This window comes from Candidatus Acetothermia bacterium, assembly GCA_024653305.1.
Classification (GTDB): Bacteria; Bipolaricaulota; Bipolaricaulia; order Bipolaricaulales; family Bipolaricaulaceae; genus JACIWI01.
Map to the genome: position 1 here is coordinate 13,614 of JANLFW010000014.1, position 24,043 is coordinate 37,656.

At 68.9% G+C, this 24,043-nt stretch carries 23 protein-coding genes, 1 tRNA gene and 1 pseudogene; 8 read left to right on the top strand and 17 right to left on the bottom strand.

What is annotated here, in order from left to right:
* Positions 1–3 precede the first annotated feature (3 nt).
* From NUV94_06030 to NUV94_06070, 9 genes are all read right to left on the bottom strand, one after another.
* On the bottom strand, positions 4–738 hold the full coding sequence (locus NUV94_06030) for a dihydroorotate dehydrogenase electron transfer subunit (GenBank protein MCR4392320.1): 735 nt from the start codon (positions 736–738) through the stop codon (positions 4–6).
* The gene (gene pyrF / locus NUV94_06035) at positions 726–1,574 is read right to left on the bottom strand and encodes an orotidine-5'-phosphate decarboxylase (protein ID MCR4392321.1); all 849 of its coding nucleotides are present in this window, start codon (positions 1,572–1,574) and stop codon (positions 726–728) included. Before pyrF ends, NUV94_06030 begins: the two co-directional genes overlap by 13 nt.
* Positions 1,552–2,772, bottom strand: coding sequence for a dihydroorotase (locus NUV94_06040; protein ID MCR4392322.1), 1,221 nt, complete (start codon positions 2,770–2,772; stop codon positions 1,552–1,554). Before NUV94_06040 ends, pyrF begins: the two co-directional genes overlap by 23 nt.
* Entirely contained in the window at positions 2,769–3,191 is a 423-nt protein-coding gene (locus NUV94_06045; protein ID MCR4392323.1) for an aspartate carbamoyltransferase regulatory subunit, read from the bottom strand. The genes NUV94_06040 and NUV94_06045 overlap by 4 nt, the downstream gene beginning before the upstream one ends.
* A complete protein-coding gene (pyrB, locus tag NUV94_06050) occupies positions 3,185–4,129 on the bottom strand; it encodes an aspartate carbamoyltransferase (protein ID MCR4392324.1) in 945 nt (314 codons plus the stop codon). Before pyrB ends, NUV94_06045 begins: the two co-directional genes overlap by 7 nt.
* A gap of 59 nt (positions 4,130–4,188) precedes the next feature.
* The gene (locus NUV94_06055) at positions 4,189–5,082 is read right to left on the bottom strand and encodes an ABC transporter permease (GenBank protein ID MCR4392325.1); all 894 of its coding nucleotides are present in this window, start codon (positions 5,080–5,082) and stop codon (positions 4,189–4,191) included.
* On the bottom strand, positions 5,079–6,218 hold the full coding sequence (locus NUV94_06060) for an ABC transporter permease (protein MCR4392326.1): 1,140 nt from the start codon (positions 6,216–6,218) through the stop codon (positions 5,079–5,081). The genes NUV94_06055 and NUV94_06060 overlap by 4 nt, the downstream gene beginning before the upstream one ends.
* On the bottom strand, positions 6,215–7,804 hold the full coding sequence (locus tag NUV94_06065) for an ABC transporter ATP-binding protein (protein MCR4392327.1): 1,590 nt from the start codon (positions 7,802–7,804) through the stop codon (positions 6,215–6,217). The genes NUV94_06060 and NUV94_06065 overlap by 4 nt, the downstream gene beginning before the upstream one ends.
* A 90-nt stretch (positions 7,805–7,894) precedes the next feature.
* The gene (locus tag NUV94_06070) at positions 7,895–9,073 is read right to left on the bottom strand and encodes a BMP family ABC transporter substrate-binding protein (GenBank protein ID MCR4392328.1); all 1,179 of its coding nucleotides are present in this window, start codon (positions 9,071–9,073) and stop codon (positions 7,895–7,897) included.
* Positions 9,074–9,174: 101 nt separating this feature from the next.
* Here NUV94_06070 and NUV94_06075 point away from each other — a divergent pair, with 101 nt between their 5' ends.
* The gene (locus NUV94_06075) at positions 9,175–9,876 is read left to right on the top strand and encodes a hypothetical protein (protein MCR4392329.1); all 702 of its coding nucleotides are present in this window, start codon (positions 9,175–9,177) and stop codon (positions 9,874–9,876) included.
* A 264-nt stretch (positions 9,877–10,140) separates the two neighbouring features.
* Here the strand turns inward: NUV94_06075 and NUV94_06080 are convergent, their stop codons facing one another.
* The 3 genes from NUV94_06080 to NUV94_06090 form a co-directional block, all read right to left on the bottom strand.
* Positions 10,141–10,581, bottom strand: a complete 441-nt coding sequence (locus NUV94_06080) for a response regulator (protein MCR4392330.1) — start codon at positions 10,579–10,581, stop codon at positions 10,141–10,143.
* Positions 10,571–12,412, bottom strand: coding sequence for an ATP-binding protein (locus NUV94_06085; protein MCR4392331.1), 1,842 nt, complete (start codon positions 12,410–12,412; stop codon positions 10,571–10,573). The genes NUV94_06080 and NUV94_06085 overlap by 11 nt, the downstream gene beginning before the upstream one ends.
* A gap of 80 nt (positions 12,413–12,492) precedes the next feature.
* Complete coding sequence (locus tag NUV94_06090; protein ID MCR4392332.1) at positions 12,493–13,167, bottom strand: Crp/Fnr family transcriptional regulator; 675 nt, start codon at positions 13,165–13,167, stop codon at positions 12,493–12,495.
* Positions 13,168–13,255: 88 nt separating this feature from the next.
* On the opposite strand from NUV94_06090, the gene NUV94_06095 reads away from it, so the two are divergent.
* A tRNA-Leu gene (locus NUV94_06095) sits at positions 13,256–13,343 on the top strand.
* A 9-nt stretch (positions 13,344–13,352) separates the two neighbouring features.
* A complete protein-coding gene (gene gatA / locus NUV94_06100; protein MCR4392333.1) occupies positions 13,353–14,750 on the top strand; it encodes an Asp-tRNA(Asn)/Glu-tRNA(Gln) amidotransferase subunit GatA in 1,398 nt (465 codons plus the stop codon).
* Between the two features lie 115 nt (positions 14,751–14,865).
* Here the strand turns inward: gatA and mraY are convergent, their stop codons facing one another.
* A complete protein-coding gene (gene mraY / locus NUV94_06105) occupies positions 14,866–15,870 on the bottom strand; it encodes a phospho-N-acetylmuramoyl-pentapeptide-transferase (protein MCR4392334.1) in 1,005 nt (334 codons plus the stop codon).
* Positions 15,858–17,180: a hypothetical protein gene (locus tag NUV94_06110; protein ID MCR4392335.1), complete on the bottom strand. Its 1,323-nt coding sequence runs from the start codon at positions 17,178–17,180 to the stop codon at positions 15,858–15,860. The genes mraY and NUV94_06110 overlap by 13 nt, the downstream gene beginning before the upstream one ends.
* Positions 17,181–17,263: 83 nt before the next feature.
* Between NUV94_06110 and NUV94_06115 the strand changes: the two genes are divergently transcribed.
* Complete coding sequence (locus NUV94_06115; protein ID MCR4392336.1) at positions 17,264–17,725, top strand: methylated-DNA--[protein]-cysteine S-methyltransferase; 462 nt, start codon at positions 17,264–17,266, stop codon at positions 17,723–17,725.
* A 100-nt stretch (positions 17,726–17,825) separates the two neighbouring features.
* Here the strand turns inward: NUV94_06115 and lptB are convergent, their stop codons facing one another.
* The 3 genes from lptB to NUV94_06130 are packed head-to-tail and all read right to left on the bottom strand — an operon-like array spanning position 17,826 to position 20,717.
* On the bottom strand, positions 17,826–18,542 hold the full coding sequence (gene lptB / locus NUV94_06120) for an LPS export ABC transporter ATP-binding protein (protein ID MCR4392337.1): 717 nt from the start codon (positions 18,540–18,542) through the stop codon (positions 17,826–17,828).
* The gene (locus NUV94_06125) at positions 18,526–19,140 is read right to left on the bottom strand and encodes a hypothetical protein (GenBank protein ID MCR4392338.1); all 615 of its coding nucleotides are present in this window, start codon (positions 19,138–19,140) and stop codon (positions 18,526–18,528) included. Before NUV94_06125 ends, lptB begins: the two co-directional genes overlap by 17 nt.
* Positions 19,116–20,717: a CTP synthase gene (locus tag NUV94_06130; GenBank protein MCR4392339.1), complete on the bottom strand. Its 1,602-nt coding sequence runs from the start codon at positions 20,715–20,717 to the stop codon at positions 19,116–19,118. The genes NUV94_06125 and NUV94_06130 overlap by 25 nt, the downstream gene beginning before the upstream one ends.
* A gap of 94 nt (positions 20,718–20,811) precedes the next feature.
* Between NUV94_06130 and secG the strand changes: the two genes are divergently transcribed.
* From secG to rdgB, 4 genes and pseudogenes are all read left to right on the top strand, one after another.
* Complete coding sequence (secG, locus tag NUV94_06135) at positions 20,812–21,042, top strand: preprotein translocase subunit SecG (GenBank protein ID MCR4392340.1); 231 nt, start codon at positions 20,812–20,814, stop codon at positions 21,040–21,042.
* Between the two features lie 9 nt (positions 21,043–21,051).
* Complete coding sequence (locus NUV94_06140; GenBank protein MCR4392341.1) at positions 21,052–22,032, top strand: ABC transporter ATP-binding protein; 981 nt, start codon at positions 21,052–21,054, stop codon at positions 22,030–22,032.
* 21 nt (positions 22,033–22,053) lie between these two features.
* Positions 22,054–23,076, top strand: coding sequence for a dipeptide ABC transporter ATP-binding protein (locus NUV94_06145; protein MCR4392342.1), 1,023 nt, complete (start codon positions 22,054–22,056; stop codon positions 23,074–23,076).
* A pseudogene (gene rdgB, locus NUV94_06150) lies at positions 23,073–23,633 on the top strand (RdgB/HAM1 family non-canonical purine NTP pyrophosphatase). The gene NUV94_06145 and the pseudogene rdgB overlap by 4 nt, the downstream one beginning before the upstream one ends.
* The last annotated feature ends 410 nt before the right edge of the window (positions 23,634–24,043 follow it).

Consider the following 24,043-nt stretch of genomic DNA (forward strand, 5'->3'; position numbering starts at 1 on the left):
AGGTCAGCCGTCCCAGATCACCTCCTCGGCCGGAAATGCGGGCCCGTCCCGGCACACCAGGCGGAACCCCCCCACCGTCCGCACCGCGCACCCCCGGCACGCCCCGACTCCACAGGCCATGCGCTCTTCCAGGAACACGTAGAGCGGTACCCCAGCCGAGCGACAGGCCTGCCACACCCGGTTGAGCATCCCGTTCGGCCCGCACGCGTAGCACGCGTCGTACCCGTGGGGGCGGAAGATCTCGGTCACCACGCCCTTCTTCCCCCCGGCCCCCACCTCCGACGCCACGTGCACCCGGGACGCTACCCCCTGAAACGAGGAAACCAGGAACGGCCGGTCGCGGAAGCCCAGAAAGGCGTCCACCTCCCCCGCGGTGCGGAACTCCTTGGCGGCGAGGTACAGGGGGGCGATCCCGGAACCCCCGCCCACCAGGGCCATCCGCCCTCCCCGCGGGCGCACGGGGGTCCCGAGCGGCCCAAACAGGGTCAGAGGATCCCCCGGCCTAAGTCCTGCCAGGCGCCGCGTCCCCTCACCCCGCACGAAGATGAGGAACGAGATGTGGTCCGACTCGCGGTCGAACACCGACATCGGCCGGGAGAGCAAGGGATCACGCGGCCACGCCCGGAGGAGGTAGAACTGCCCGGGGGCGGCGGGGAAGTCCCCTTCGGCCCGCAGGAGGAACGCCCCCGGCCCCACCTCCTCGTTCGCCACCACCGGGACCGTGTTCAGGCAAGGCACCGCGCGATCTCCTCCCGCATCCTAAGGACCGCCTCGCGGGCATGCTCGGCGAACCGGGCCCCGGGCTTGCCGCGGTGGGCCCCGATGATGGACCGCGACGCGGCGACCACGGCCCCCGTGCCGCCGACGAACGCCCGGGCCACCTCCTCGGCCTTCGCCCCCTGGGCGCCGTACCCGGGGACGAGGAGGAACAGCGATGGGAACTCCGCTCGCACCTCAGCAAGCTCGTCAGGGTAGGTGCCGCCCACCACCCCGCCGATGGCGCTGAACCCCGATCTCCCCCGCAGTCCCTCCCCCCACCGGTGCACAAGCCCGGCCACGTGGAGGTACACCGGCCTTCCCCCACAGCGCAGGTCCTGGACGTCGCCCGCGGACGGGTTGGAGGTGCGGACAAGGACGAACAGGCCCTTGGCCCCGTCCTTGAGGTAGGGGAGAAACGGGCCCACCGCGTCGAACCCGAGGTACGGGTTCAACGTCACGAAGTCCGCCTCGAACTCCCCGCTCAGGTGGGCCGCGGCGTACATGGCGCTGGTCGTCCCGATGTCCCCGCGCTTCACGTCGCCGATCACGATGCCCCCCGCACCCCGGATGTGGCGCAAGGTTTCGGCGTAGCAGCGAAGCCCCTCGACCCCCATCGCCTCGTAGTGCGCGATCTGCACCTTGTAGCAGGCGACCACGTCCAGGGTGGCCTCCACGACCTCCTGGTTGAACCTCGTCACCGCCTCGGGGAGAGGCAGCCCCGCGAGCGAACCCGGGATCAGATCCGGGGTTGGGTCCAGGCCCACGCACACCGGCCCCCGGGTGGCCACCGCCTCAGCCAACCGGTCGATGATCATCCCCGTCCCTCCCCTTGACGCGCCCGGCGAGGAAGATCACGTCTCCCCGGTGCACCGTGGCCCAGACCTTCCCCCACAGCGTTTGCCCGAGAAGGGGGGTGTTCTTCCCCCGGGAGAAGAAGAAGTCCTCGGTCACGGTGAACGGCGCGTCCTCGAACAACACCACGTCCCCGTCCATCCCCACGGCGAGCCGCCCTTTGGGCACCCCCAGGATGCGGGCCGGGGACAGGGACATGAGTCGGGACAGTTGGGAAAGGGCGATCTCCCCCTCCCGCACGAGATGGGTGAAGAGGAGCGGGAAGGCCGTCTCGATGCCGGAGATCCCCGGGGCTCCCCGCCGCTTGTCCTCCGGAGTATGGGGGGCATGGTCGGTGGCCACCGCGTCGATCCGTCCCTCCCGGAGGGCCGAGAGGAGCCGTTTCCGGGCAGCTTCGTCGCACAGCGGGGGGTTCACCCGGTACTCCCCCTCCAGGCACAGGTGGTGGGGGGTGACCTCGCAGGTGGCCGCCACCCCGCGCGCCTTGGCCCACTCCACGAGCTCCACCGTCCCGGGGCTCGCCACGTGGGCGATGTGCACCCGACATCCGGTCCACCGGGCGAGCCAGAGGTCCCGTCCGGCCATCAGCTCCTCGGAGAGCCTTGGGTCCGCGATCCCCCTGGACTCGCAGTGGGAGAAGATGACCCGGCCCAAGGCGGCGGCCGCGCGAAACGCGGCCAGGGCCACCTCCGGCCGCTCCACCCCTCGGCCATCGTCGGAGAACGCCCACACGTGGGGAGCCAGCCCCTCCATGTCGGCGAGCTCCTCCCCAGCCAGGCCCTGGGTGATGGCCCCTACCGGGTACACCTCCACCACCGCATGCTCCTCGGCCTTCTTCCGCACGTACTGGGCAACCTCAGGCCGGTCACACGCCGGGCGGGTGTTGGCCATCACCGACACGGCCGTGTACCCGCCCTTGGCCGCGGCCCAGCTCCCGGTGAGGATGTCCTCTTTTTCAGACTGGCCCGGGTCCCGGAAGTGGGCGTGGAGGTCCACGAACGCCGGGAGCAGGGTCCGTCCCTCCCCGGCGAGCACCGGGACGCCCGGGGCGACCAACCCCTTCCCCATGGCCCAGATGACCCCATCCCGCACGAGGAGGTCTCCGTACGACTCCCCCAGGGCGTCGACCAGCCGTACGTCCTTGATGAGGAGCGAGCTCATGCCTGCAGGCGTTCGCCGCAGTAGAAACAGGCGTATTCTTTCTTGTCGCGGTCAACCAGGGAGAACTTGGCCGGGGCGTAGGGCTCGGCGGACGTGATGCACCGGGGGTTCTTGCAGCGGAGGATCCCCTCCACCCGCTCGGGGAGGCCGAGCTTCACCTTGCGCACGACCTTGCCCCCCTCGATGTAGTTCACGGTGATGTTGGGGTCGAGCAAGCCGAGCATGGTAAGGTCCAGGTCCAACGCCTCGGCGATCTTGATCATGTCCTTGCGGCCCATCTTGGTGCTGGGCACGTTCATCAAGAGCGCCACCGAGTAGTCGGCCTCCCGCAGCCCCAACCGCTCGAAGATGGAAAACCCGGTTCCCGGTTGGATGTGGTCCAGCACGATCCCCCGTTGAATGGAGTCCACCCTCAACATGGCCTCACCCCAAGCAGATAGGTGACGAGCGCCATCCGCACGAACATCCCCAGGCGGGCTTGCTGGAAGTACACCGCGCGGGGGTCGTCGTCCACCGCCGGGTGGATCTCCACCACCCGCGGCAAGGGGTGCATCACGATCAGGTCTTTCTTGGCCTGGACCAGCCTGTCCGGGGTCAGGACGAAAGAATCCCGCAGGCGTAGGTAGTCCTCTTCGTTGAAGAACCGCTCCCGTTGGATGCGGGTCATGTACAGGACGTCGGCCCGGGCCAATCCCCCTTCGAGGTCGGCCGTCTCCCACCACGTGATCCCCGGGTTGAGCGCCCGTACCTCCTCCTTCACCGCCTCGGGGAGGCGGAGCTCCACCGGGGAGATGAGGATAAGGTCGATCCCAGGAAAGCAGGCCAAGGCCTTGATGAGGGAGTGCACCGTTCGCCCGTACTTGAGGTCCCCGCACAAGGCCACGGAGAGCTCCTCGAGCCTTCCCTTGAACGATTGAATCGTGCACAGGTCGGTCAGGGTCTGGGTGGGATGCTCCCGGGCCCCGTCTCCGGCGTTGATCAGGGGAACCGAGGCGTACAGGGCGGCGAGCCTGGCCGCCCCTTCTTTGGGGTGGCGCAGAACCACGATGTCGGAGTAGGCGCACACGGTACGGATGGCGTCGGCGAGTCCCTCCCCTTTGGCGGCGGAGCTGGTGGCCGGGTCGGCCACGGTGAGGACCCTCCCGCCAAGCCTCTGCATGGCCGCCTCGAACGAAAGGCGGGTGCGGGTGCTGGGCTCGTAGAACAGGGTAACCATGACCTTGCCGGCGCAGACGTCCTGCCACCGGGCGGGGGCGTCCATGATGTCGTGGGCAAGGGAGATCAGGGCGCGGTACTCTTCGGTAGAGAAGTCCAGCGCATCCACGAAGTGGCGCGGCCTCGCCTTAAGGGACGCCATTTGGCGCGGATTATACGGGAGCGCCTGGGCAGGGCAAACATGCTGGGAGGCCTCTCATCTCACTCCCGCTTGTACGGGACCCCGAGGGCCTTCGGGAAACGCACCCGGCCCACGACCCCCGACACCACAAGCAGGGTCACGATGTAGGGGAGCATGTCCACGAACTGCCACGGGATCGTCTTCGTGGGCAGGGTCTTGATCCACGTGGCCAGGCTCTGGAAGAAGCCGAAGATGAACCCGCCCACGAGCCCCAGGAGCGGGTTGAGGCCGGAGAATACCACCGTGGCCAGGGCGATGAACCCCCGGCCGGCGGACAGCTCCTTCGTCACCGACCCAAACCAGGCCACGGACATGTACGCCCCGGCGAGGCCGGCGAGCGCCCCCCCCACCGTAGTCGCGAGCAGCCGGATCAGGTTCACGTTGATCCCCGCTACGTCCGCCGCCTCGGGGTTCTCCCCCGCTGCCTTGAGGATGAGCCCCGCCCTCGTCCGGTTGAGGAAAAGGTGCGCCAAGAAGGGCACGACGAGGGCCACGAAGATGAGGGGGGAGAGGGCCCCCATCGGCGTCCGCAGCTTGAGAAGCTGGGCCTCCGGCGGGACGGCGTGGAACCCAGGGGCCCCCAGCTTGATCAAACCAAACGCCACGAACCCCAACGCAAACAGGTTGATCCCGATTCCGGCGATCATCTGGGTCCCCTTCCAGTACGTGCAGATCACGGAGAACACCAGGCCAAGGGCCAGCCCCACCGCCACGCCCGCCAGGAGGCCGACGATAGCCCCCCCCGCCTTCGCCCCGAGCACCCCCACAAAGGCGCTCGTGAGGAGAATCCCCTCCAGGCCAATATTGAACAGCCCCGCGGTCTCCCCGATGATCTCCCCCACCGCGGTCAGGGTGATGGGGACCATGGCGTGGAGGGAGATCCGCAGGAGGTCGAGGATGCTTGCCCAGTTCATGCCGTCTCCTTCTTCGCCCGGGTGAAGCTCCCCACAAGCCCCCGCCCGGCTGCGGCCAGGGCGGGGAAGATCCGGATCAGCTCGGGAATCGCCATCGCCAGGACGATCGCCCCCATGACGACCCGGATCATCTCCAAAGGCACGGGGTTGGCGCCGTAGAACTGCATCACCCGGCCCCCGGCGTTGAGGCCGCCGAAGAACAGGGCCGCGACGAGGATCCCAATCGGGTGGTTCCGGCCGACCATCGCCACCGCCATCCCGTCGAACCCCAGGTTCATGAGCTCCGGCAGCCCGCTGATGATGGCGTAGGTGGGCGGAAGGCCCATCGTCGTCGCCGCCCCGGCCAGGCCGGCCCCGATCCCCCCGAGCACGAAGCTGAGGAGGATCGTGCGCTTGATCGAGATCCCGCCGTACCGAGCCGCGGTGGGGTTGAGCCCCGCAGCCCGCATCTCGTAGCCCGTGGCCGTGTGCCAGAGGAGGAAGTAGACGAGGAGGGCAAACGCCACGGCGAGGAACACGGAGTAGGACAGGTCCGTTCCCGCCACCAGGATCGGGAACCGCGCCGTGCGGGGCACGCTCACCGTCTTCTCGGCCCGCCTGGGATCCACGAGCACCTGGGCCACGAGGTAGAACACGAGAAAGCGGCTCATCCAGTTGAACATGATCGTGGAGATGACCTCGCTCACCCCCCGGGTGAGCTTGAGGAGGGCCGGCCCCAGGCTCCACAGGGCCCCGGCGATCCCGGCCAGGGCGATCCCCACGAGGAGGTGGAGGCCCGCGGGGAGCTTGAAGTAGGCCACCGTCACCGCCGCCGCGGCCCCCACGTACATCTGGCCCTCGGCTCCGATGTTGAACATCCCCGCCCGCACGCAAATCGAGAACGTGAGCGCAGTGAGGATGAGGGGGACACCGCGGGCAATCGAGCTTGCGATCTCATAGCTTCCGCCGAATGCCCCCTTGAGGAGCGCCCAGTACGCGTGCCACGGCTCGTACCCCCAGATGTACATGAGCACCGCCCCCACGAGGAGCCCCAGGACCGCCGCGAGCACCGACTCCAGCGCCGGGTGGAGCCCGGAAAGCGTGCGGTGGGCCCCACGCAGGAGCCTTCCCCCCGGACGAACGTCCGCCCCCGTCATCCCTTCACCCCCACTCCGCCCATGAGCATCCCGATCCTCTCCCGGTCCAGCTCCTCCGGCCGGGCCACGGTCATGAACCGTCCCTCGTACATGATCGCCACCCGGTCGGACAGGGCCAGCACCTCGTCCAGGTCCGCCGAAACAAGGAGGATGGCTCGCCCCCGGTCCCGCATCTCCACCAGCGTGTCCCGGATGTACTGCGCTGCGCCCACATCGAGCCCCCGCGTGGGCTGGAAGGCGATGACGATCGCCGGGTCCTTGGCGAGCTCCCGCCCCACGATGAGCTTCTGCTGGTTGCCGCCCGACAGGCTCTTGGCCGGGGCGGCTGGGCCCGTGGCCTGGATCTCGAACCGCTCCATGAGCGACCGCACATGGGCGTTGATCCTCCTCCAGCGGAGGACCGACAGGGGCCCCCGAAACTCGTCCCACCGGTGCACCCCGAGGATCGCGTTCTCGGCCAGCGTGAACTGGAGGACCAGCCCCAGCACCCACCGGTCCTCGGGGATGTGGGCCACGCCGAGCTTGTAGATCTGGCGCGGGTCCAGGCCGAGGATGTTCTTCCCCTGGATTGTCGCCGTGCCCGTGAGGGCCGGCCGGAGCCCGGTCAGGGCCTCCACAAGCTCGGTCTGACCGTTCCCCTCCACCCCGGCGATCCCGAAGATCTCCCCGGCGCGGACGTCGAACGAAAGGTCGTGCACGGCCACGGGTCTCGTGTCCCCAGCCACGGACAGGTTCTCCACGTGGAGGACCCCTGGCCCCTGGGACCCCGTTCGGGGCGCACTGTGGACGGGGATCTCTGCCGTGGAGAGCTCCACCGCCCGCCCCGCCCGGGCCTCCACCGCCTTCCCCACCATGAGCTGGGCCAGTTCCTCCTTCGTCACGTCCGCGGTCCGTACGTCGCCCACCACCATCCCCCGGCGGAGGACCACCACCCGGTCCGTGATCGAGCCCACCTCCTTCAGCTTGTGGGTGATGAGGACGATTGCCTTCCCCGCATCCCGCAGCCGCCCAAGGAGCTGGAACAGCTCGTCCACCTCGAGGGGGGTGAGGACGCTCGTGGGCTCGTCGAGGATGAGGAGGTCCACGTCCCGGGACAGGACCTTGAGGATCTCCACCCGCTGCTGCTCCCCCACGGCGAGCTTCTCCACCGGGACGTCGAGGGGAACCTTGAGCCCGCTTTCCTCCATCAGGGCCTCGAGCTTGGCCCGCGTGGCGGCCAACGTGAGGGGCGCGAGCGGCCGCTCGTGGGACAGGGCCACGTTCTCCACCGCGGTGAACGTTCCCACGAGGGCGAAGTGCTGGTGGACCATCCCGATCCCGAAGTCCAGGGCCTGGCGGGGGCTGGAGAAGCTGACCCGCCCCCGGGGGGAGACTACCCGGCCCCGGGTCGGGGGGAGAAGACCAGACAGGATCTTGGTGAGCGTTGTCTTGCCCGCCCCGTTCTCCCCGAGGAGGCCCACGATCTCCCCGGGGCGGAGCTCCACCGTCGCGTCGCGGACGGCGACCGTGCCATCGGAGTAGATCTTGGTGATCCGCTCCGCCCGGAGGAAGTACCCGTCACTGCGGGGGCGCGACGTTTCGGTCATGGGAGTGCCCTTGGTGACAGAAGACAGGGAGAGGGGAACGACGTTCCCCTCTCCCTGTCAGTCTAGTCCACGCTGTCCACCGCCGGGGCCCTACGGGGCGCCCAACGTGTACTTGGCGCGGACCGCCTGCATCTCGGCTACGGTGTCCGCGGTCGGGACCTGGATCGTCCCGTTGAGGATCCCGGCCTCAAGCTCATCGATCGCCGCCCAGATCCAGTCGGGGAGCGTGGCCCGGTTGGCCTGCCAGTTGAGGATCGTCTCGGCGATGTCCTCCGGCTTCAGGGCGCCTGCCTTCACCCCGAACTCGATGAACTCCAGGAGGTCGCCGTACTTGCTGATCCCCACGCCGCCCTCGGCGAGGCCCAGGCTCACGATGCCGCCTGTGAACGTCCCCTCGACCACGGCCTTCACCGCCATGTAGCACCCGGTGTCCACCCGCTTCATTCCGCTGGCCAGGCCGTGGAGGCCCTTGCCCATCCAGTCCTGGTTTGCGTCCACGCCGAAGTAGTACGGCGGTCCGGAGCGGGTCCCCCGGTTGCGGTGGTACTCCGTGATCGCCTCCAGGTCCCCGATCCCCAGCGGGCCCGCCACGTTGTACACCCCCACCGCGCCCTGGGCGAGCATGGCCTCGGTGGCCGCCTTCCCCAGCGCGATGTCGCTGAACGAGCCGGTGTACGTGTACAGCATCTCCACCTGGGCGGGCTTGCCCGTCACCGCGGCGTACTGCTTGTTCCCCCAGTCCATCCCGAACCGGAACCCGGCCTCGAAGTGGTACAGAACTGGGATCTCAATCCCCAGCACCACGCCGGCCTTGGGGTAGCCGTGGTGAGCGGCGGCCATTGCCGCCAGGGCCCCGATGAGGGCGCTCATCTCGTTCTCCCGGAACACGATGCTCATCACGTTGGGGGCGTCCACGACCGAGTCGATGATCGCGAACTTCTGGTTCGGGAACTCCGTCGCCGCCTGGGCGAGGGCGTCCCCGAGGAGGAACCCCACGCAGATGATGAGGTCGTACTCCCGCGTCCGGGCCAGGTTCCGCAGGTTCGGCAGGTAGTCGGCGGCCGTGGCGCTCTGGACCTCCACCATCTCCAGGCCGAAGTCCTGGGCTGCCTGGTCCGTGCCCTTGAACCCCATGTCGTTGAACGAGAGGTCGCCTCGTCCGCCAACGTCCAGCACCACCGCTACTTTGCCCTTCAGGGCCGGACCCGCAAACGCCGGCACCGCGAGCAACATCGCGGCCACCAGAACCCACATTCCCCACTTGCGCACCCTGGATCACCCCGTTTTCCCGGGGCCGAAAAGCCCCGTAGATTAAACTATTCTAGCTAAGATGGGGTGTAGAGACAAGGGACGTGTTAGAATATCGAGGGATGCGGAGGTTTCTTTCGTTGATGATCGTGGCCGCCCTACCCCTGGGGGCGGGTGGTGGTGCCCAACCGACCCCGGCGCAGGTCGGCGCGGCGCTCGCTCTGCTCGTGGCCCGGTTCGCCCCGGCGGTCCTGTACGACCAACTCCACCTCGTCCTCGGCATGACCGGGCCCGATCCGGCGGCGGTCGATCAAGCCCTGAGCGACGCCCAGGCCACGGCCGCCGCTTGGCAGGAGCGGCTTCGGGACGACCCGCACTGGCCCGCCACCAGGGAGGCCTTGGCCACCGTTCACGCGATGACCGTGGACATCCGGGTCGCCCTGGCTTCTCCAGCTCCCGACGCCCGCGAGGAGCTGCGGGCCCGGTTCGGCGAGCTTTGGACGACGCTGGACGCCCTGGGCGCGGCGGCGGCACGGGAAGCCCGGGAGATGGGCGAGGAATGGAGCTTTCACGCGGCGTCCCTCGCCCAGGGGACGCTCCTCGCCCCGTCGCCCCTGTACCTGCGGCTCCCCGTCCCGATCAAGGAGTACCTGGACCAGGAAAGGCCGGATTGGCTCCCTACGGAAGCCGGTGCTGCTTTGGACGTGCTCTTGGCGATGGCCAACTGTTGGCTGGCCGTCGAGGAAGAGGTGTCGGTCCGTCAGGCGGCGGACGCGCTGCTCGCGGCCTTGCTGGGGCTTAAGCGAGGCGGGGGAGGGCGGTAGGCCCTCCCCCGGCGAGGAAAAAGGAGGCCATGCGAAGCGGCGCCTCGGCCGCGTGCTCGGCCGATTCGAACGGCAGCTCTCTTGGGCCGGATCCAACCTTGCTCCCCCGGTCCCTAGGGCCGGACACCCCCTGAGCCGGCACCACGCCCTTGAGCACGCGGCGATTCCCAACGGATATTGGCTCACACCGGGAGCAAACGAAAGGACGACGCGCACTGCCAGAGGGGGCATCGATCGCTTCGCCCGGGGACAAAAGCGACGAACTCAGTCGGGAAGCCGGGCGATGCGCCAGTAATCCCACACCGTGGTGAGCAGGCGGTCGAAGTCCTCGGGAGACCCGGGCTTGTTCAGGAACCCAGCCGCCCCCGAGTCGTACGCCCGCACCATCTCCTCCTCATCGGTGGAAACGGTGAGCACCACCACCGGGATCTTGCGCAGACGCTCGTCCCCCTTGATCGCCTCGAGGACTTCCATCCCCGACTTCTTGGGGAGCTTGAGGTCGAGGAGGATCAGGTTCGGTCGGGGGGCATCCGCGAATTTCCCCTTGCGAAACAGGAAGTTGAGCGCCTCGGCCCCATCCTTCGCCCAGTGAAGGTCGTAGCGCAGCCCTGCCTTTTCCAGCGAGCGGACTGAGCGCTCGATCAGCTCGTAGTCCATCTCATCGTCTTCCACCACCAGGATGGTCATTCGCCGCTCAACGGGCATCGCTTTCCACCCCTTTTCTCGCGGGCACCTTCGGCAAAGTGAAGTAGAACGTGGTCCCGCTGCCCAGCTCGGACTCCGCCCAGATTCGCCCACCGTGTTCCTCCACGATCCGGCGGCAGATCGCCAGGCCGGCCCCGGTGCCCTCTTTATTGGGATCAAGCTTCTCAAAGATCCCGAATATCTTTTCCAGGTACTGGGCTTCGATACCAGGACCGTTGTCCCGCACATAGAAGAGGTACGTGCCCCCGGAATATCCCTTCCATCCCACTTCCACCACCGGCAAGGCCTTGTCGTTGAACTTGACCGCGTTCTGGATCAGGTTCGCAAACAACTCGCTGATCAGGGTCGGGACACCGTACACCACCGGCAGGTCCTCGGCCACCTGCAGGTTCACCCCCACCAGCACCGATCCCAGGTCCTCCTTGGTCTCCTGGAGCAACCGGTGCAGATCCACCCCCTCGAACGAAACCGGGTCGATGCGGATGGTGGAGAAGTGCAGGAGATCGGTGATCAGCTTCTCCATCCGCAGGAGGCGGCCCTCCACCTTGAGGAGGTCCTCGCGCACCGCCTGGGGGAGCTCGCCATCGCAGCGGCGAAGGATCATCTGCACGTACCCGAGCGCGGTCAGGGCCGGCTTCCTGAGGTCGTGGGACACGGCGGAGTTGAACTCCTTGAGCTTGCGGTTCACCTCCTCGAGCCGCTCCTTTTGCTGGACCAGTTGCTCTTCCAGTCGCTTGAGCTCGGTGATGTCCGCGTAGTAGTCGATGCGCCCGCCCCGGTACCGCTCCGTCTCGATGGGGATGGACCGGTACTGCAGGACCCGCTCCGCCCGGTTCGGGCCCGGCCGCACGCGCACGATGTACCCGTCGATCGGCTTACCTCCCCGGTACGCCTCCTGGACCCGGGCCAGGAACTCCTCCGGCGACTCCAGGACGCGCACGAACCGGTCCAGGGCCCGCCCGGCGGGGAGCCCGATCAGCCCGTCCCGGTCCAGCCCGAAGAACTCCCCCACCGCGCGGTTGGACCACAGCACGTGCCCCTGCCGGTCGACCAAGATCACCCCGAGGTCCAAGGTGTCGATCCCGTCTTCGATGAGGTGGCGGTAGCGCGCTTCCTCTTCGGCCAGCCGGCGTTCCAGGGCCACCACCTCGCCCCGATCCTGGGCCTCCATCACCGCCACCCGCCCGGTGACCCGCTTCGCCTGCAGCTCCACCGGGACGATCCGCTTCCCTTCGGACACGAACCGCAGCTCCACCGCCCGGAGCTCTCCCCGCTCGAACAGGGACTCCAGCTCCGCCTTGAACCGGCCGATGTCCTGCGGATGGACGTATTCGGTGAAGTGGAGGGACCGCTTGTGCGGCCACCCCAAAAGCTCGCGGGACTTGCGGTTGCGGCGGATCACGTTCCCTTCCCGATCCACCACGTGGATGATGTTCAGGGAGTTCTCGAAGATCTCCTCGCCGTAGCAGGCCTCCAGCCGGTGGTGGACCTCGCGCTTGACCGTGCGCCGCTGCCACAGGTGCCCAGCCATGCTGGCAATCAACGCCACCCCGAGGAGGAGAAGGCCGGTCACCACCCACAACACCAGCGGCTGCCTGAGCAGCCCGGGCAAGGCCAAAAGCAGGCTGGCTCCCAAGCCCACCGCCACCCCCAGCCACCCCAGGAGCAGGGCCGCCACCCCGAGGGCCACGGTGACCCCGAGGATGAACACCGTCGGCTCATGTCCCTGCTCTAGCCCCCACAGGACCAGGGCCACGGCGGCGTACACGGCAACGCTCACCCCGAGGTGAGCGCCCTTGAACCTGCGCCGTTCCCTCTTGCCCGAGACCATCCTCACACTATGGCCGATTGTGGCCCCCCGGGCCAAGGACAGCCATCACCGCCGGCGAGGAAATTGTCGGCCGATCTCGTTCAGATGATGATCGCCTCGTCCACCAGCACGGTGAAGGGCTCCATCAGCCGCTTGAGGTACTCCTCTTTGAGCACGGTGATGCGGCGGTTGTCGATGGCGATGATGCCGCGGGATTCCAGCTCCCCGAGGGTGCGGATGGCGGTCTTGGAGGACACCCCGGCCATCTCCGCGAGCTCGGTGCGCGATAGCTCGATCCCCAAGCGATCCAGCGCCAGGATGAGGCGAGCAAGCCGCTCCTTGCTCGACGCGTACGACCGCTCGGCAAGCTTGTTCTGGAACGCCTTCAGCTCCTGGGACAGGTACTCGTACAGGCGGAAGATGACCTTGGGATGGTGCTCGAGGAAGTAAAAGAAATCCCCGCGCTCCACGAACCCCACCGTGGATGGGACAAGGGTCTTGGCGTACGCGTTGTGGAGCCCCTTGTCGAACAGGGTCGTCTCGCCGACGAGGCCACCGGGCCCCACGATTTTGAGGATCTGGGACTTCCCCTTGGCGCTCCGCTTCACCAACTTCACCGCCCCGGAGAAGACGAGGTAGAAGCCGAACGCCGGGGCCCCTTCCATGAACAGGAGCTCCTCCGCCCCGTAGTCGATCTTCCGGACCGAACCCTCGAGCTTCCTCAGGTCCTCCGGCTTGAGGTCCGCGAACACGCGAAAGTCTTTGAGCTCTGCCATCCCCCTCACCCGGGCGACAGTCTACGGATGCGCGGCAAGCCCGTCAAATCTTGACATGCCTCCACCCCCTCATAGAATTGGGTCTGCGGCCGGGGTGGCGGAATTGGCAGACGCGCTGGACTCAGGATCCAGTGGGGTATTCACCCCCCGTGTGGGTTCAAGTCCCACCCCCGGCACAAGTGACGTTGACCGAGGCCCGGGCCCAGCTGAGCACCCATGAGCTGACACTTCAGGAGGTCATCGCCGCGCTGTGGGAGCGGATCGCGGCCTGCGAGCCCACGGTGCGTGCGTTTCTCTCCCTGGCCGATCCCAACCGCCTGATCGCCGACGGGGAACCGTTGAGCGGGCTTCCCCTGAGCGGGCTCCCCATCGCCATCAAGGACAACATCTGTGCCCGGGACCTTCCCACCACCTGCGGGTCACGGATGCTTGAGCGGTTCCGGTCCCCGTACGAGGCCACCGCGGTGGCCCGCCTCAGGAGCGCCGGGGCCCAGGTGCAGGGGAAGACGAACCTGGACGAGTTCGCGATGGGCTCGTCCACCGAGCACTCCGCGTTCGGCCCCACCCGCAACCCGCACGACCCGTCCCGCGTTCCTGGCGGCTCCTCGGGCGGGTCGGCGGCGGCGGTGGCGGCCGGGGAGGCGCTGGCCGCGTTGGGGAGCGACACCGGGGGTTCGGTGCGCCAGCCCGCTGCCCTGTGCGGGGTGGTGGGGCTGCGGCCCACGTACGGCCTCGTGTCCCGGTACGGCCTGGTCGCGTTCGCCTCCAGCCTGGACACAATCGGCCCCATCGCCGGCTGCGTCCGCGACGCTGCCCTCGTCCTGTCGCTCGTCGCCGGACACGATCCGCTGGACTCGACATCCCTCCCCGTGCCGCCCCACGACTACACCGCGGACTTGCGCCCGGACCTCCGCGGGGTACGGATCGGGGTGCCCAAGGAGTACGTCCCGCGGGAGCTGGGGCCAGAGGCACTCGCCCTGGTCGAACGGTGGCGGGAGGTCGCCGAGGAACTGGGGGCGAAGGTGATGGACATCACCCTCCCGACCACGGAGTACGCCTTGCCCACGTACTACCTGATCGCCTCGGCCGAGGCGGCGGCCAACCTCGCCCGGTACGATGGGGTGCGGTACACCCTGCGCGAGGAGGGGGACCGGGTGGGGGCGATGATCGCGCTCAGCCGCGCCGTCGGGTTCGGTCCCGAGGTGAAGCGCAGGATCGCCCTGGGCACGTTCGCCCTGTCCGCCGGCTACTACGACCAGTACTACGGCAAGGCCCAGCGGGCGCGGACGCTCATCGCCCGTGACTTTGCGGGCGCGTTCGCCGAGGTGGACCTGATCCTCGGGCCGACCTCGCCCACCCCGGCGTTCAGGTTCGGGGAGAAGGAAGATCCGATCGCGATGTACCTCGCGGACGTGTTCACGTTGCCCTCGGCCCTGGCCGGCCTCCCGGCGATCTCGATCCCGGGGGGGACCGTTGGCGGCCTTCCGTTTGGGCTCCAGCTCATTGGGCCGAGGCTTTCCGAGGAGCGGGTGCTTTCCGCTGCCCTCGCGTTCGAGGAAGCGCTCAACGGTTTGGGTTCGTAGGGTTCTTTGGGTTCGTGCGTTTCGCTGGGGCCGCCGGATAGTCAGGTTGGAGCGCTCGCTGACGTGGTCCGCACCTGGACCCAATGAACCCTATCAACCCAAGAAACCCAAAGCTCTAATTCGCAATCCAGGCCAGCACCCCCAGCAAGGCGAACGCTCCGGCCACGATCCACAGGCGGGCCACCACCTTCGGCTCCGGCCACTCCCGCCCGGGGAGGAGGTGGCGCCACGGGACGGACCCGGCCTCGAGGTGGTGGTGAAGGGGGGACATCTTGAGGAGGCGCGTCCCGGTGAGCTTGTACGAGGCCACCTGGAGGATCACGGACAGCGTCTCCACCACGAACAGACCCCCGAGGAGGGGGAGGAGGAACACCGCCCCCCCGGCGAAGGACACCCCGAACAGGAACCCACCGAGCCCCATGGACCCCACGTTCCCCAAAAACACGTGGGCCGGGTGGGCGTTGGCCCACAGGAACCCGGCCCCCGCCCCGATCCCGAGGAGGCATAAGCCCACGAGATCGGGCTTCCCCCCCACCATGGGCAGGAGGCCGAGCAGGGCCAGGACCCACGCCCCGGTGGCGAGGCCGTCCAAGCCGTCGGTCAGGTTCACCGCGTTCGTGGTGGCCACGAACGCCACGAGCACGAGGAGCAAGAGCGCCCACCAGGGAATGGCGGAGAGGGGCACCCGCACCGAGGAAAACGGGACGGCCAATTCGAGGCCACCGAGGAACGGGACCATCGCGAACAAGGCCCCGCCCAGCGCGGCCTGGATGAGGAGCGTTTGGTGGGGGAAGAACCCGAGGGAAGCCCGGCGCCGCTGGGAGCGGAGGTCGTCGAGGAGGCCCATCCCGGCCCCGGCCCCGGTCGCGGCGAGGACGAACCCGGAGGCCCACGTCGGCCCACCGCCCGCACCCCACAGGACGCCGGCCCCGACCAGGATCGCCCCCAGCGGGACGATCCCCCCCATGGTCGGGGTGCCCGCCTTCTCGGCGTGTCGGGCCGGCCCCTCGGGGCGGACGTACTGGCCGACCCGGCCCCACCGGGCGAACGCGGAGCTCGCCCCCGCCACGGCCGGCACCATGACGAAGGCGAGGAGGAGGGCCAGGGTCAGCCCTTCCACCGCCACTCCCCTTCCGTGGAGAGAAGCGACCGCCGCACCGCGGCCGCCTCCCCACCGCCGAGCACGTGGGATACCGCCCGGAATAGATCATAGGCAGAAGTCAGGACCAACCGGTGGTCGCGGCAGCCGCGGCGGACCGCGTCCGTCCACTGCGGACCCCGCCGACGCGGGTCCAGACGCGGCTCGGCCAGGGCCAGGAGCATCCCCCGGAGCTCCCGGCCCCCGTCGGCCCGCAGCCGGTCGAGGTCGAGGAGGAGGGCACGGTGCTCCTCCGGCCCCACCGGGGAAAACAGCGCGAGGGCAACCCGCACCAAGAGGTCCCCATCCGGCGATGTGGCCGTAAACGATCCGGGACCCTCCACCGCAGGAGAACACGCGAACCCCAGGCGCGCGAGCGCGGCCCGGGCCGCGGCGGCCAACCCCTGGACCCCACGCGGGAACAGGAGGCCGCGCAGGGCATCGTAGCCCTCTCGGGCCGCGCGAAGCCCCTCCTCCCGCCGGGCGAGCCGCTCCCGCTCCCGGGCGAGCTCTCCCTCCTCCCGGCCCAGTTCCTCCTCCCCGGGCAAGCGGTACCCAGAAAGCCAATCCGGGGCCCCGGCCGCGAGCGGGGCCGAGGCCAGGGCCCCTAGCGCCGGGACCAGAAGCTCCCCGGCTTCGGCGGGATGGGCCCCGGGGAAGGCGGGCAGGAACACGATCCGGCCGGTCCCCACCGGCAGGTCCCACGCCGCCACGTCCCCGACCCGGGTGCGCGCCAACACCTGGCCGAACGCCTCCAGAGGGGCCCCCAAGCTCGCCGCGATCACCGCCTCGTAGCCGAGGGCTTGGAATGCCGAAAGGTACGGGTAGAGCGGGTGGGCCGCGTCCAGGTTGGTCACGTCCCGCCCCCGGCGGGGGAGGAACCGCAGCCCCTGGGAGAAGCCCAGATGGTGGGGCCCGGCGGTGAGGGAGACCCGCGGGAGGAACGCGTACCGATCGAGACGCCGTGGCGGGTTCCCGGCGATCTCCACCCCCTCCCCGGGAGGGCGCACCCGCACCCCCACGATCCCGCCCCCGCGGAAGAGGAGGTCCTCCAGCTCCTCCCGCCGGGCGGAACACAGGTTCTCCAGGGCCCGGGATAGCCCGAGGTCCCGCCCAGGGTACAGGCGCCAAATCCCATCGGGCTCCAGCGACGCCTGGTGAAGCCACAGCTCGGGCAACGGCTCGGGGTCGATCAGCACCGCATCGAAGCTGGCCAGGGACTCGGCCGTGGGGAACTCGGCCCGCACCACCCCCGGCCCCTCGACCTCCCACCCCAGGGCCAGAACGCGCATCGCGCGCCATTGTACGGGCGAACCCGAACCCGGCCAACGCCGCCTTGCCCGCCCTATCCCCGTCGATGTACGCTCCCCCCGCCATGGGCTGGGGACGGGTCCGCACGGCATGGGGGGAGTTCTACGCCGCGGCCAACGCGCGCGGGATCGTGGCCCTGAGGTTCCCCGGGGAGTTTCCGCCGGAGCCTCCGTGCGTCCTCGCCCCGCTGGTGGACGCCCTCGCCCGCGAGCTCGCCGAGTACCTCGAGGGGGAACGCACCTCGTTCGACCTGCCGCTCGACCTCGTGGGGACACCGTTCCAGCGCACAGTATGGATGGCCCTGCGGGAGGTCCCGTACGGGGCCACCGTCACCTACGGGGAGCTGGCGCGGCGGGTGGGGCGGCCTCGGGCGGCGCGGGCGGTGGGCCAAGCGGTGGGGGCGAACCCGATCCCGATCTTGATCCCCTGCCACCGCGTGGTCCCGCGGGCGGGGGGCGTGGGCGGGTTCGGCCCGGGGCCCCATTGGAAGGCCCGCCTCCTTGCGCTGGAAGGGGTGGTCCCGTGATTCGTGATCCGTACGTAAAATGGGTGACGGGTGAGGCGAACCCACGGTTCGCTGGCGAGGCGCGGAGCGCTCCGAGGAACCACGTTCGGTGTCACGGCCTCTAAAGCGAGAACGCCTCGCCGAGGTAGGCGAGGCGGGCGTTGGGATCGGCCAAGATCTCCTCCGGCGTCCCCGCCGCGAGGAGCTTTCCGGCGTGGATGAGGTAGGCCCGGCCCGTGATCCGAAGCGTGTCGCGCACGTTGTGGTCACACACGGCGATCCCGATCCCGGTTGCGGCGAGCCTCCGCACCAGGGCGGCGAGCTCGGCCACGGTGAGCGGATCGACCCCGGAGAACGGCTCGTCGAGGAGGAGGAACGCTGGCTTGGTCACGAGAGCCCGGGCGGTCTCCACCTTGCGCCGCTCCCCGGCGGAGAGCTTCCCCACCGGCCGGTCCAGGAACCCCCCGAGCCCCAGCTCCTCCACCACCTGGTCGACCCGCCCGTTCCAACGGAGCCTCGCCCCCTCCAGGGCCAGGCGCAGGTTCCCCGCCACCGTGGCCCGCAGGAACACCGACGGCTCCTGAGGGAGGTAGTGGATCCCCATCCGCGCCCGCCGGAAGAACGGGAGCCCCGTGATGTCCCGGCCGTCCAGCCGCACGGTCCCCTGGGTCGGCCGGAGGAACCCGGCCAAGAGGTAGAACGTCGTGGTCTTGCCGGCCCCGTTGGGACCAAGGAGCCCGGTCACCTCCCCGGCCCGGAACGCGAGGGACAGGCCGTCCACCGCCCGCCGCCGGCCGAACGCGCGAACAAGCCCCTCGCCCTCAAGGATTCCGGACAAGATATGCCCCCCGCACGCTCAGCCGGCCCTCCCCCGGCCAGGCCGAGAGAGACCCCCCGACCAGCACCACCCCATGCCCAACCATGAACACCCGGGACGCCAGGAGGAGGCCGCCCTCGAACAGGTACCGCCCGTCGGCGAACTTCACCTCCCACCCGTCCAGGGTGGCCTGGACGTCCACGAGGTCGATGCCCTCGCCCAACGCCCAGCGGGCTTCGGCCGCGACGAGGGACATCCCCTCCCGCGTGGCGCGCAGGCCCACGAGGACCAGCCCCCCGGACCACTGGGCGAGGTCACAGGTAAAGGAGATCCCCTCCCCTTCGCCGGTCACATCCCCAACCAGGGTCCACGCCCGGCCAAACCGGTCGGCGCGGATGGCATGGGCGGCGATCACCACGGCTACCTCGCCCGCGTGGAACAGGCGCACCTCGACCCCCTCCCCTTCCCAGCCCTCGTCGGTGCGGGCGAGGTACGTCATGCGCACCTCCCACCGTGGCCGCCCGTCCACGTCGTACACGGTCAGCCATGGCGCCTCCACCTGCACCGGCTGAGCGGCGAGAGCGAGGGAGAAGATCAGCGGGACGAGGAAGCGAGGCATGCCTGGACGAACCCGAGGAACAGGGGATGGGGGCGAAGCGGCCGAGAGCGGAACTCGGGGTGGTACTGGACCCCCACATACCACGGGTGGTCCACCGCCTCCATCGCCTCCACCAGCCGGCCGTCCGGGGACAGGGCCGAAGGCCGCAGCCCCACGGCGGCGAACGCCGAGAGGTACTTCGGGTTGAACTCGTACCGATGCCGGTGGCGCTCGGCGATCTCGTCCTGGCCGTACAGGCGGTGGACGAGGCTCCCCGGGGCGAGCACCGCCGGGTATTCCCCGAGCCGCATCGTCCCCCCCTTGGCGGCGACCTTCCCCTGCTCGGGGAGGAGGTCGATCACCGGGTGAGGGGTTCCCGGATCGAACTCGGTGGAGTTGGCCCACGGCCAGCCTAGGACCTCCCGGGCGAACGCGATCACCGCGCACTGCATGCCCAGGCAGATCCCGAAGAACGGCACCCCCGCCCGGCGGGCATAGCCCGCGGCCAGGACCTTGCCCTCGATCCCCCGCTCCCCGAACCCGCCCGGGACGAGGATCCCCGCCAGGCCACCGAGCGCCCCTTCCCCCTCCTCTTCCACCCGGGCGGCCGGGACCCAGGCGATGTCCACTTTCGTCTCCAGGGCCGCCCCGGCGTGGTGCAGGGCCTCGATGATGCTCAAATACGCGTCACGCAGCTCCACGTACTTGCCCACGATCCCGATGCGCACCGGGCGCGAGGGGTGGCGCAGCCTGTTTACGAACGACTCCCACGCCGCCAGATCCCCGCCCTCGGCCGGCAGCCCAAGGCGGGCCAGGAGCTTCACGTCGAACCCCTCCTCCCGCAGGGCCAGGGGCACCTCGTAGATGGACGGAAGATCGCGGCCCTCGATCACGTGGTCGGGGGCGACATCGCAGAACAGGGCGATCTTCGCCCGCAGCCCCTCGGGAAGGGGCACCGGGCACCGGGCAACCACGAAGTCCGGTTGGATCCCGACCGCGCGTAGCTCCTTCACCGAGTGCTGGGTGGGCTTGGTCTTGAGCTCCCCGGTAGTGGAGAGGACGGGCACGTAGCTCAGGTGGACCACGGACACGTCCTGGCGCGGCAGCTCATCCCGAAGCTGCCGGATCGCCTCGAGATAAGGCAGGCCTTCGATGTCCCCCACCGTGCCCCCCACCTCGACCACCACCACCTCGGCCCCGGTGGCGGCGAGGGCCCCGCGGATCAGGCGCTTGATCTCATCGGTGATGTGGGGGATGACCTGCACCGTGTGGCCGAGGTAGTCCCCTTGCCGTTCGCGGCCGATCACGTCCCAGTACACCTGCCCGGTGGTGAGGTAGTTGGCTGCCCCGAGGTCCTGGCCGAGGAACCGCTCGTAGTGCCCCACGTCCAGGTCGGTCTCCAGCCCGTCCCGGGTCACGAACACCTCCCCGTGCTCGTAGGGGTTCATGGTGCCGGCATCGACGTTGAGGTAGGGATCGATCTTCTGCAGGGTGACGGCGACCCCACGGGCCTGAAGGAGGCACCCCAACGAGGCGGTGACCACCCCCTTGCCGAGGCCCGACACCACGCCGCCGGTGACGAACACGTACTTGCTCAACGCTTCCATTTTACCCCGGGCCCACCCCGATGCCGAACCGCAGGTTGCGTGCCCCCGATCGATGGCTATAATGGGCGATCAGGAGCGTGATGGGATGGCGATCATCAAAACAGCGCTTCAGGTCCTGTTTCTCCTTGACTGCCTGGCCCTCATGGTCTTGGTGCTCATCCAGATGTCGGAGCATGCCACGCTGGGCGGGGCGTTCGGCGCAGGGATGTCCGCCACCGTGTTCGGTCGGGATGTGACCCGGGATCCGAAGAAGCTGGCCACCGGGGTCCTCGGCGGGGTGTTCCTCGGCCTCGGCCTGATCCTGACCATCCTATAGGGGGCCACGGTGCCGCTCGTTGAAGTTCGAGACCTCAAGACGTACTTCTACACGGAAGACGGGGTGGTCAAGGCCGTCGACGGCGTCAGCTTCGCCATCGAGCCCGAGCAAACCCTGGGGGTGGTGGGGGAGTCCGGGTGCGGGAAGTCCGTGACCGCCCTGTCCATCATGGGCCTGGTGCCGATGCCCCCGGGCAAGATCGTGAGCGGGGCGATCGTCCTCAGGCGGGACGGGAAGAACGTGGAGCTCACCAAGCTCAACCCCAAGGGCAGGGAATACCGGGGCATCCGCGGCAAAGAGATCGCCATGATCTTCCAGGAGCCGATGACCTCCCTGAACCCGGTGTTCACCGTGGGCTACCAGATCATGGAGGCCATCATCCTCCACCAAAAGGTGTCCAAGAAGGAGGCCCGGGAAAAGGCGATCGAGATGCTCCGCCAAGTGGGGATCCCCCTCCCCGAGCAACGGGTGGACGAGTACCCCCACCAGCTCTCCGGCGGGATGCGGCAACGGGCGATGATCGCCATGGCCCTGTCCTGCAACCCGTCGCTCCTCATCGCCGACGAACCGACCACCGCCCTCGATGTCACCATCCAGGCCCAGGTCCTGGATCTCATGCGCGACCTGCAGAAGCGGTTCCGCACCGCGATCATGTTCATCACCCACAACCTGGGAGTGGTGGCGGAGATGTGCGACGAGGTGGTGGTGATGTACCTGGGGAAGGTGGTGGAACACGCCCCGGTGCGCCCCCTGTACCACGACCCCAAGCACCCCTACACCCAAGGGCTGCTCCACTCCATCCCTTCGCTCGCCACCAAGAAGAAGCGGCTGGAGCCGATCAAGGGGGTCGTGCCCGACCCGCTGGACGCGCCGCCCGGGTGCCCGTTCAACCCACGGTGTCCGCATGTGATGGAGATCTGCTCCCGAGAGATGCCCCCCCTCAAAGAGGTGGCCGAGGAGCATAAAGCTGCGTGCTGGCTGTACGCGTAGGGGGTGAAGATGACCGCCGAGATGACAGAGGACAACATCCTGCTCCGGGTCAAGGGGCTCAAGAAGTACTTCCCGGTTCGGCGCGGCGTGCTCCGCCGGGTGGTGGGCTGGGTGAAGGCGGTGGACGATGTGGACCTGTTCATCCCCGCCGGGGAGACGCTGGGCCTCGTGGGGGAGTCCGGGTGCGGCAAGACCACGTGCAGCCGGGCCATCCTGCGCCTGGTGGAGCCCACCGCCGGGGAAGTGTGGTTCCGCTCCAAGACCCTGAACCAAGAGGTGGACATCGCCCGGACCGGCAAGCGCACCCTGAAGCTCCTCAGGCGGGAGATGCAGATCATCTTCCAGGACCCCTACTCCTCGCTGAACCCCCGCATGACGGTGGGGGACATCATCGGCGAGCCCCTCATCGTCCACCGGGTGGCCCGGGGCCGCGAGGTGCAAGAACGGGTGAAGGAGCTCCTGGAGGCGGTGGGGCTGAAGCCCGAGCACATGCGGCGCTATCCCCACGAGTTCTCCGGGGGCCAGCGGCAGCGCATCGGCATCGCCCGGGCGCTCGCGTTGGATCCCCAGCTCGTGGTGTGCGACGAGCCCGTGAGCGCCCTCGATGTGTCCATCCAAGCCCAGGTGCTGAACCTGCTCGAGGACCTCCAGGACCAGTTCAACCTCACGTACCTCTTCGTGGCCCATGACCTCTCGGTGGTGAAGCACATCTCGGACCGGGTGGCGGTGATGTACCTCGGGAAGATCGTGGAGCTCGCGGCTACCGAGATCCTGTTTACGAAGCCGCTTCACCCCTACACCGAGGCGCTGCTTTCCGCGGTGCCGGTGCCGGACCCGGACTACCAGGCGGAACGGATCATCCTCCAGGGGGACGTGCCGAGCCCGGTCAACCCGCCCAAGGGCTGCTACTTCCACCCCCGCTGCCAGTACGCCAAGGAGATCTGCTCGCAAGAGACGCCGAAGTTCAAGGACTACGGCGACAAGCACTTCGCCACCTGCCACTTCGCGTCCTCGCTTGCGCTGCGCGGCGTGAAGACGATGTGAAGGTCCTGATCGGGACGGGGAACCCCGGGAAACTCCGGGAGATCCGCGGCATCCTGGGCCACATCCCGGGGATCGTGTGGCTCACGCCCCACGAGATCCAGGTCCCTGAGGTCGCCGAAGAGGGGGGTACCTTCCACGCCAACGCGGTGGCCAAAGCCCGCACGCTTGCTCGCCTCACCGGCTACCCGACCCTGGCCGAGGACTCCGGCCTGGAGGTGGACGCCCTCGGCGGGGCACCCGGGGTCCGTTCGGCCCGGTTTGCTGGGGAAGACAAGGACCCCGCTGCGAACAACCGAAGGCTCCTTTCGCTCCTCGCGGGGGCCTCCGACCGGCGGGGCCGGTTCCGGACCGTGGCCGCCCTGGCCCTCCCGGACGGGCGGATCTGGACGGCCGAGGGCGTGCTCGAAGGCCGGATCGCGGATGCGCCGCGGGGCAGCGGCGGCTTCGGCTACGATCCTCTCTTCATCCCAGAAGGGGAGACGCGGACCCTGGCGGAGATGAGCCCTGAGGAGAAGAACGCGATCTCCCACCGCCGCCGGGCTCTCGCGGGCCTGCGTTCCGTCCTTTTGGCCCTGGCTCGCGGAGGGCCGCCGCCCACAGCTTCCACTCCGCAAGAAGGCGGCTCAGCGCACAGTACCCCTCCGGAATCGGGGCGAGAAGATGGCGGCAGGCGTTGTAAGCTAGGGCCCGACAACCCCCGCCGCAGAGGAACCGGAACGGGCAATCACGGCACCCAGGGATATCGGCAACCGTGACCCCTCGGATTTGTGCCAGGATCCCGGAGCCCTCGTAGATCGCGGCGAGAGGGCTCTCAGCGAGGCTTCCAGCCTTGAATTCCGGCCCCATGAGGCCTTGGCATGGGTATACCACCCCATCGGAACCTACGGCGATCACCCCAAATGCCGCACCACACCGATCCCGCCAGAGGGCGTCCATTCCACTCCAGGGATCGACCCCCTGCACGATG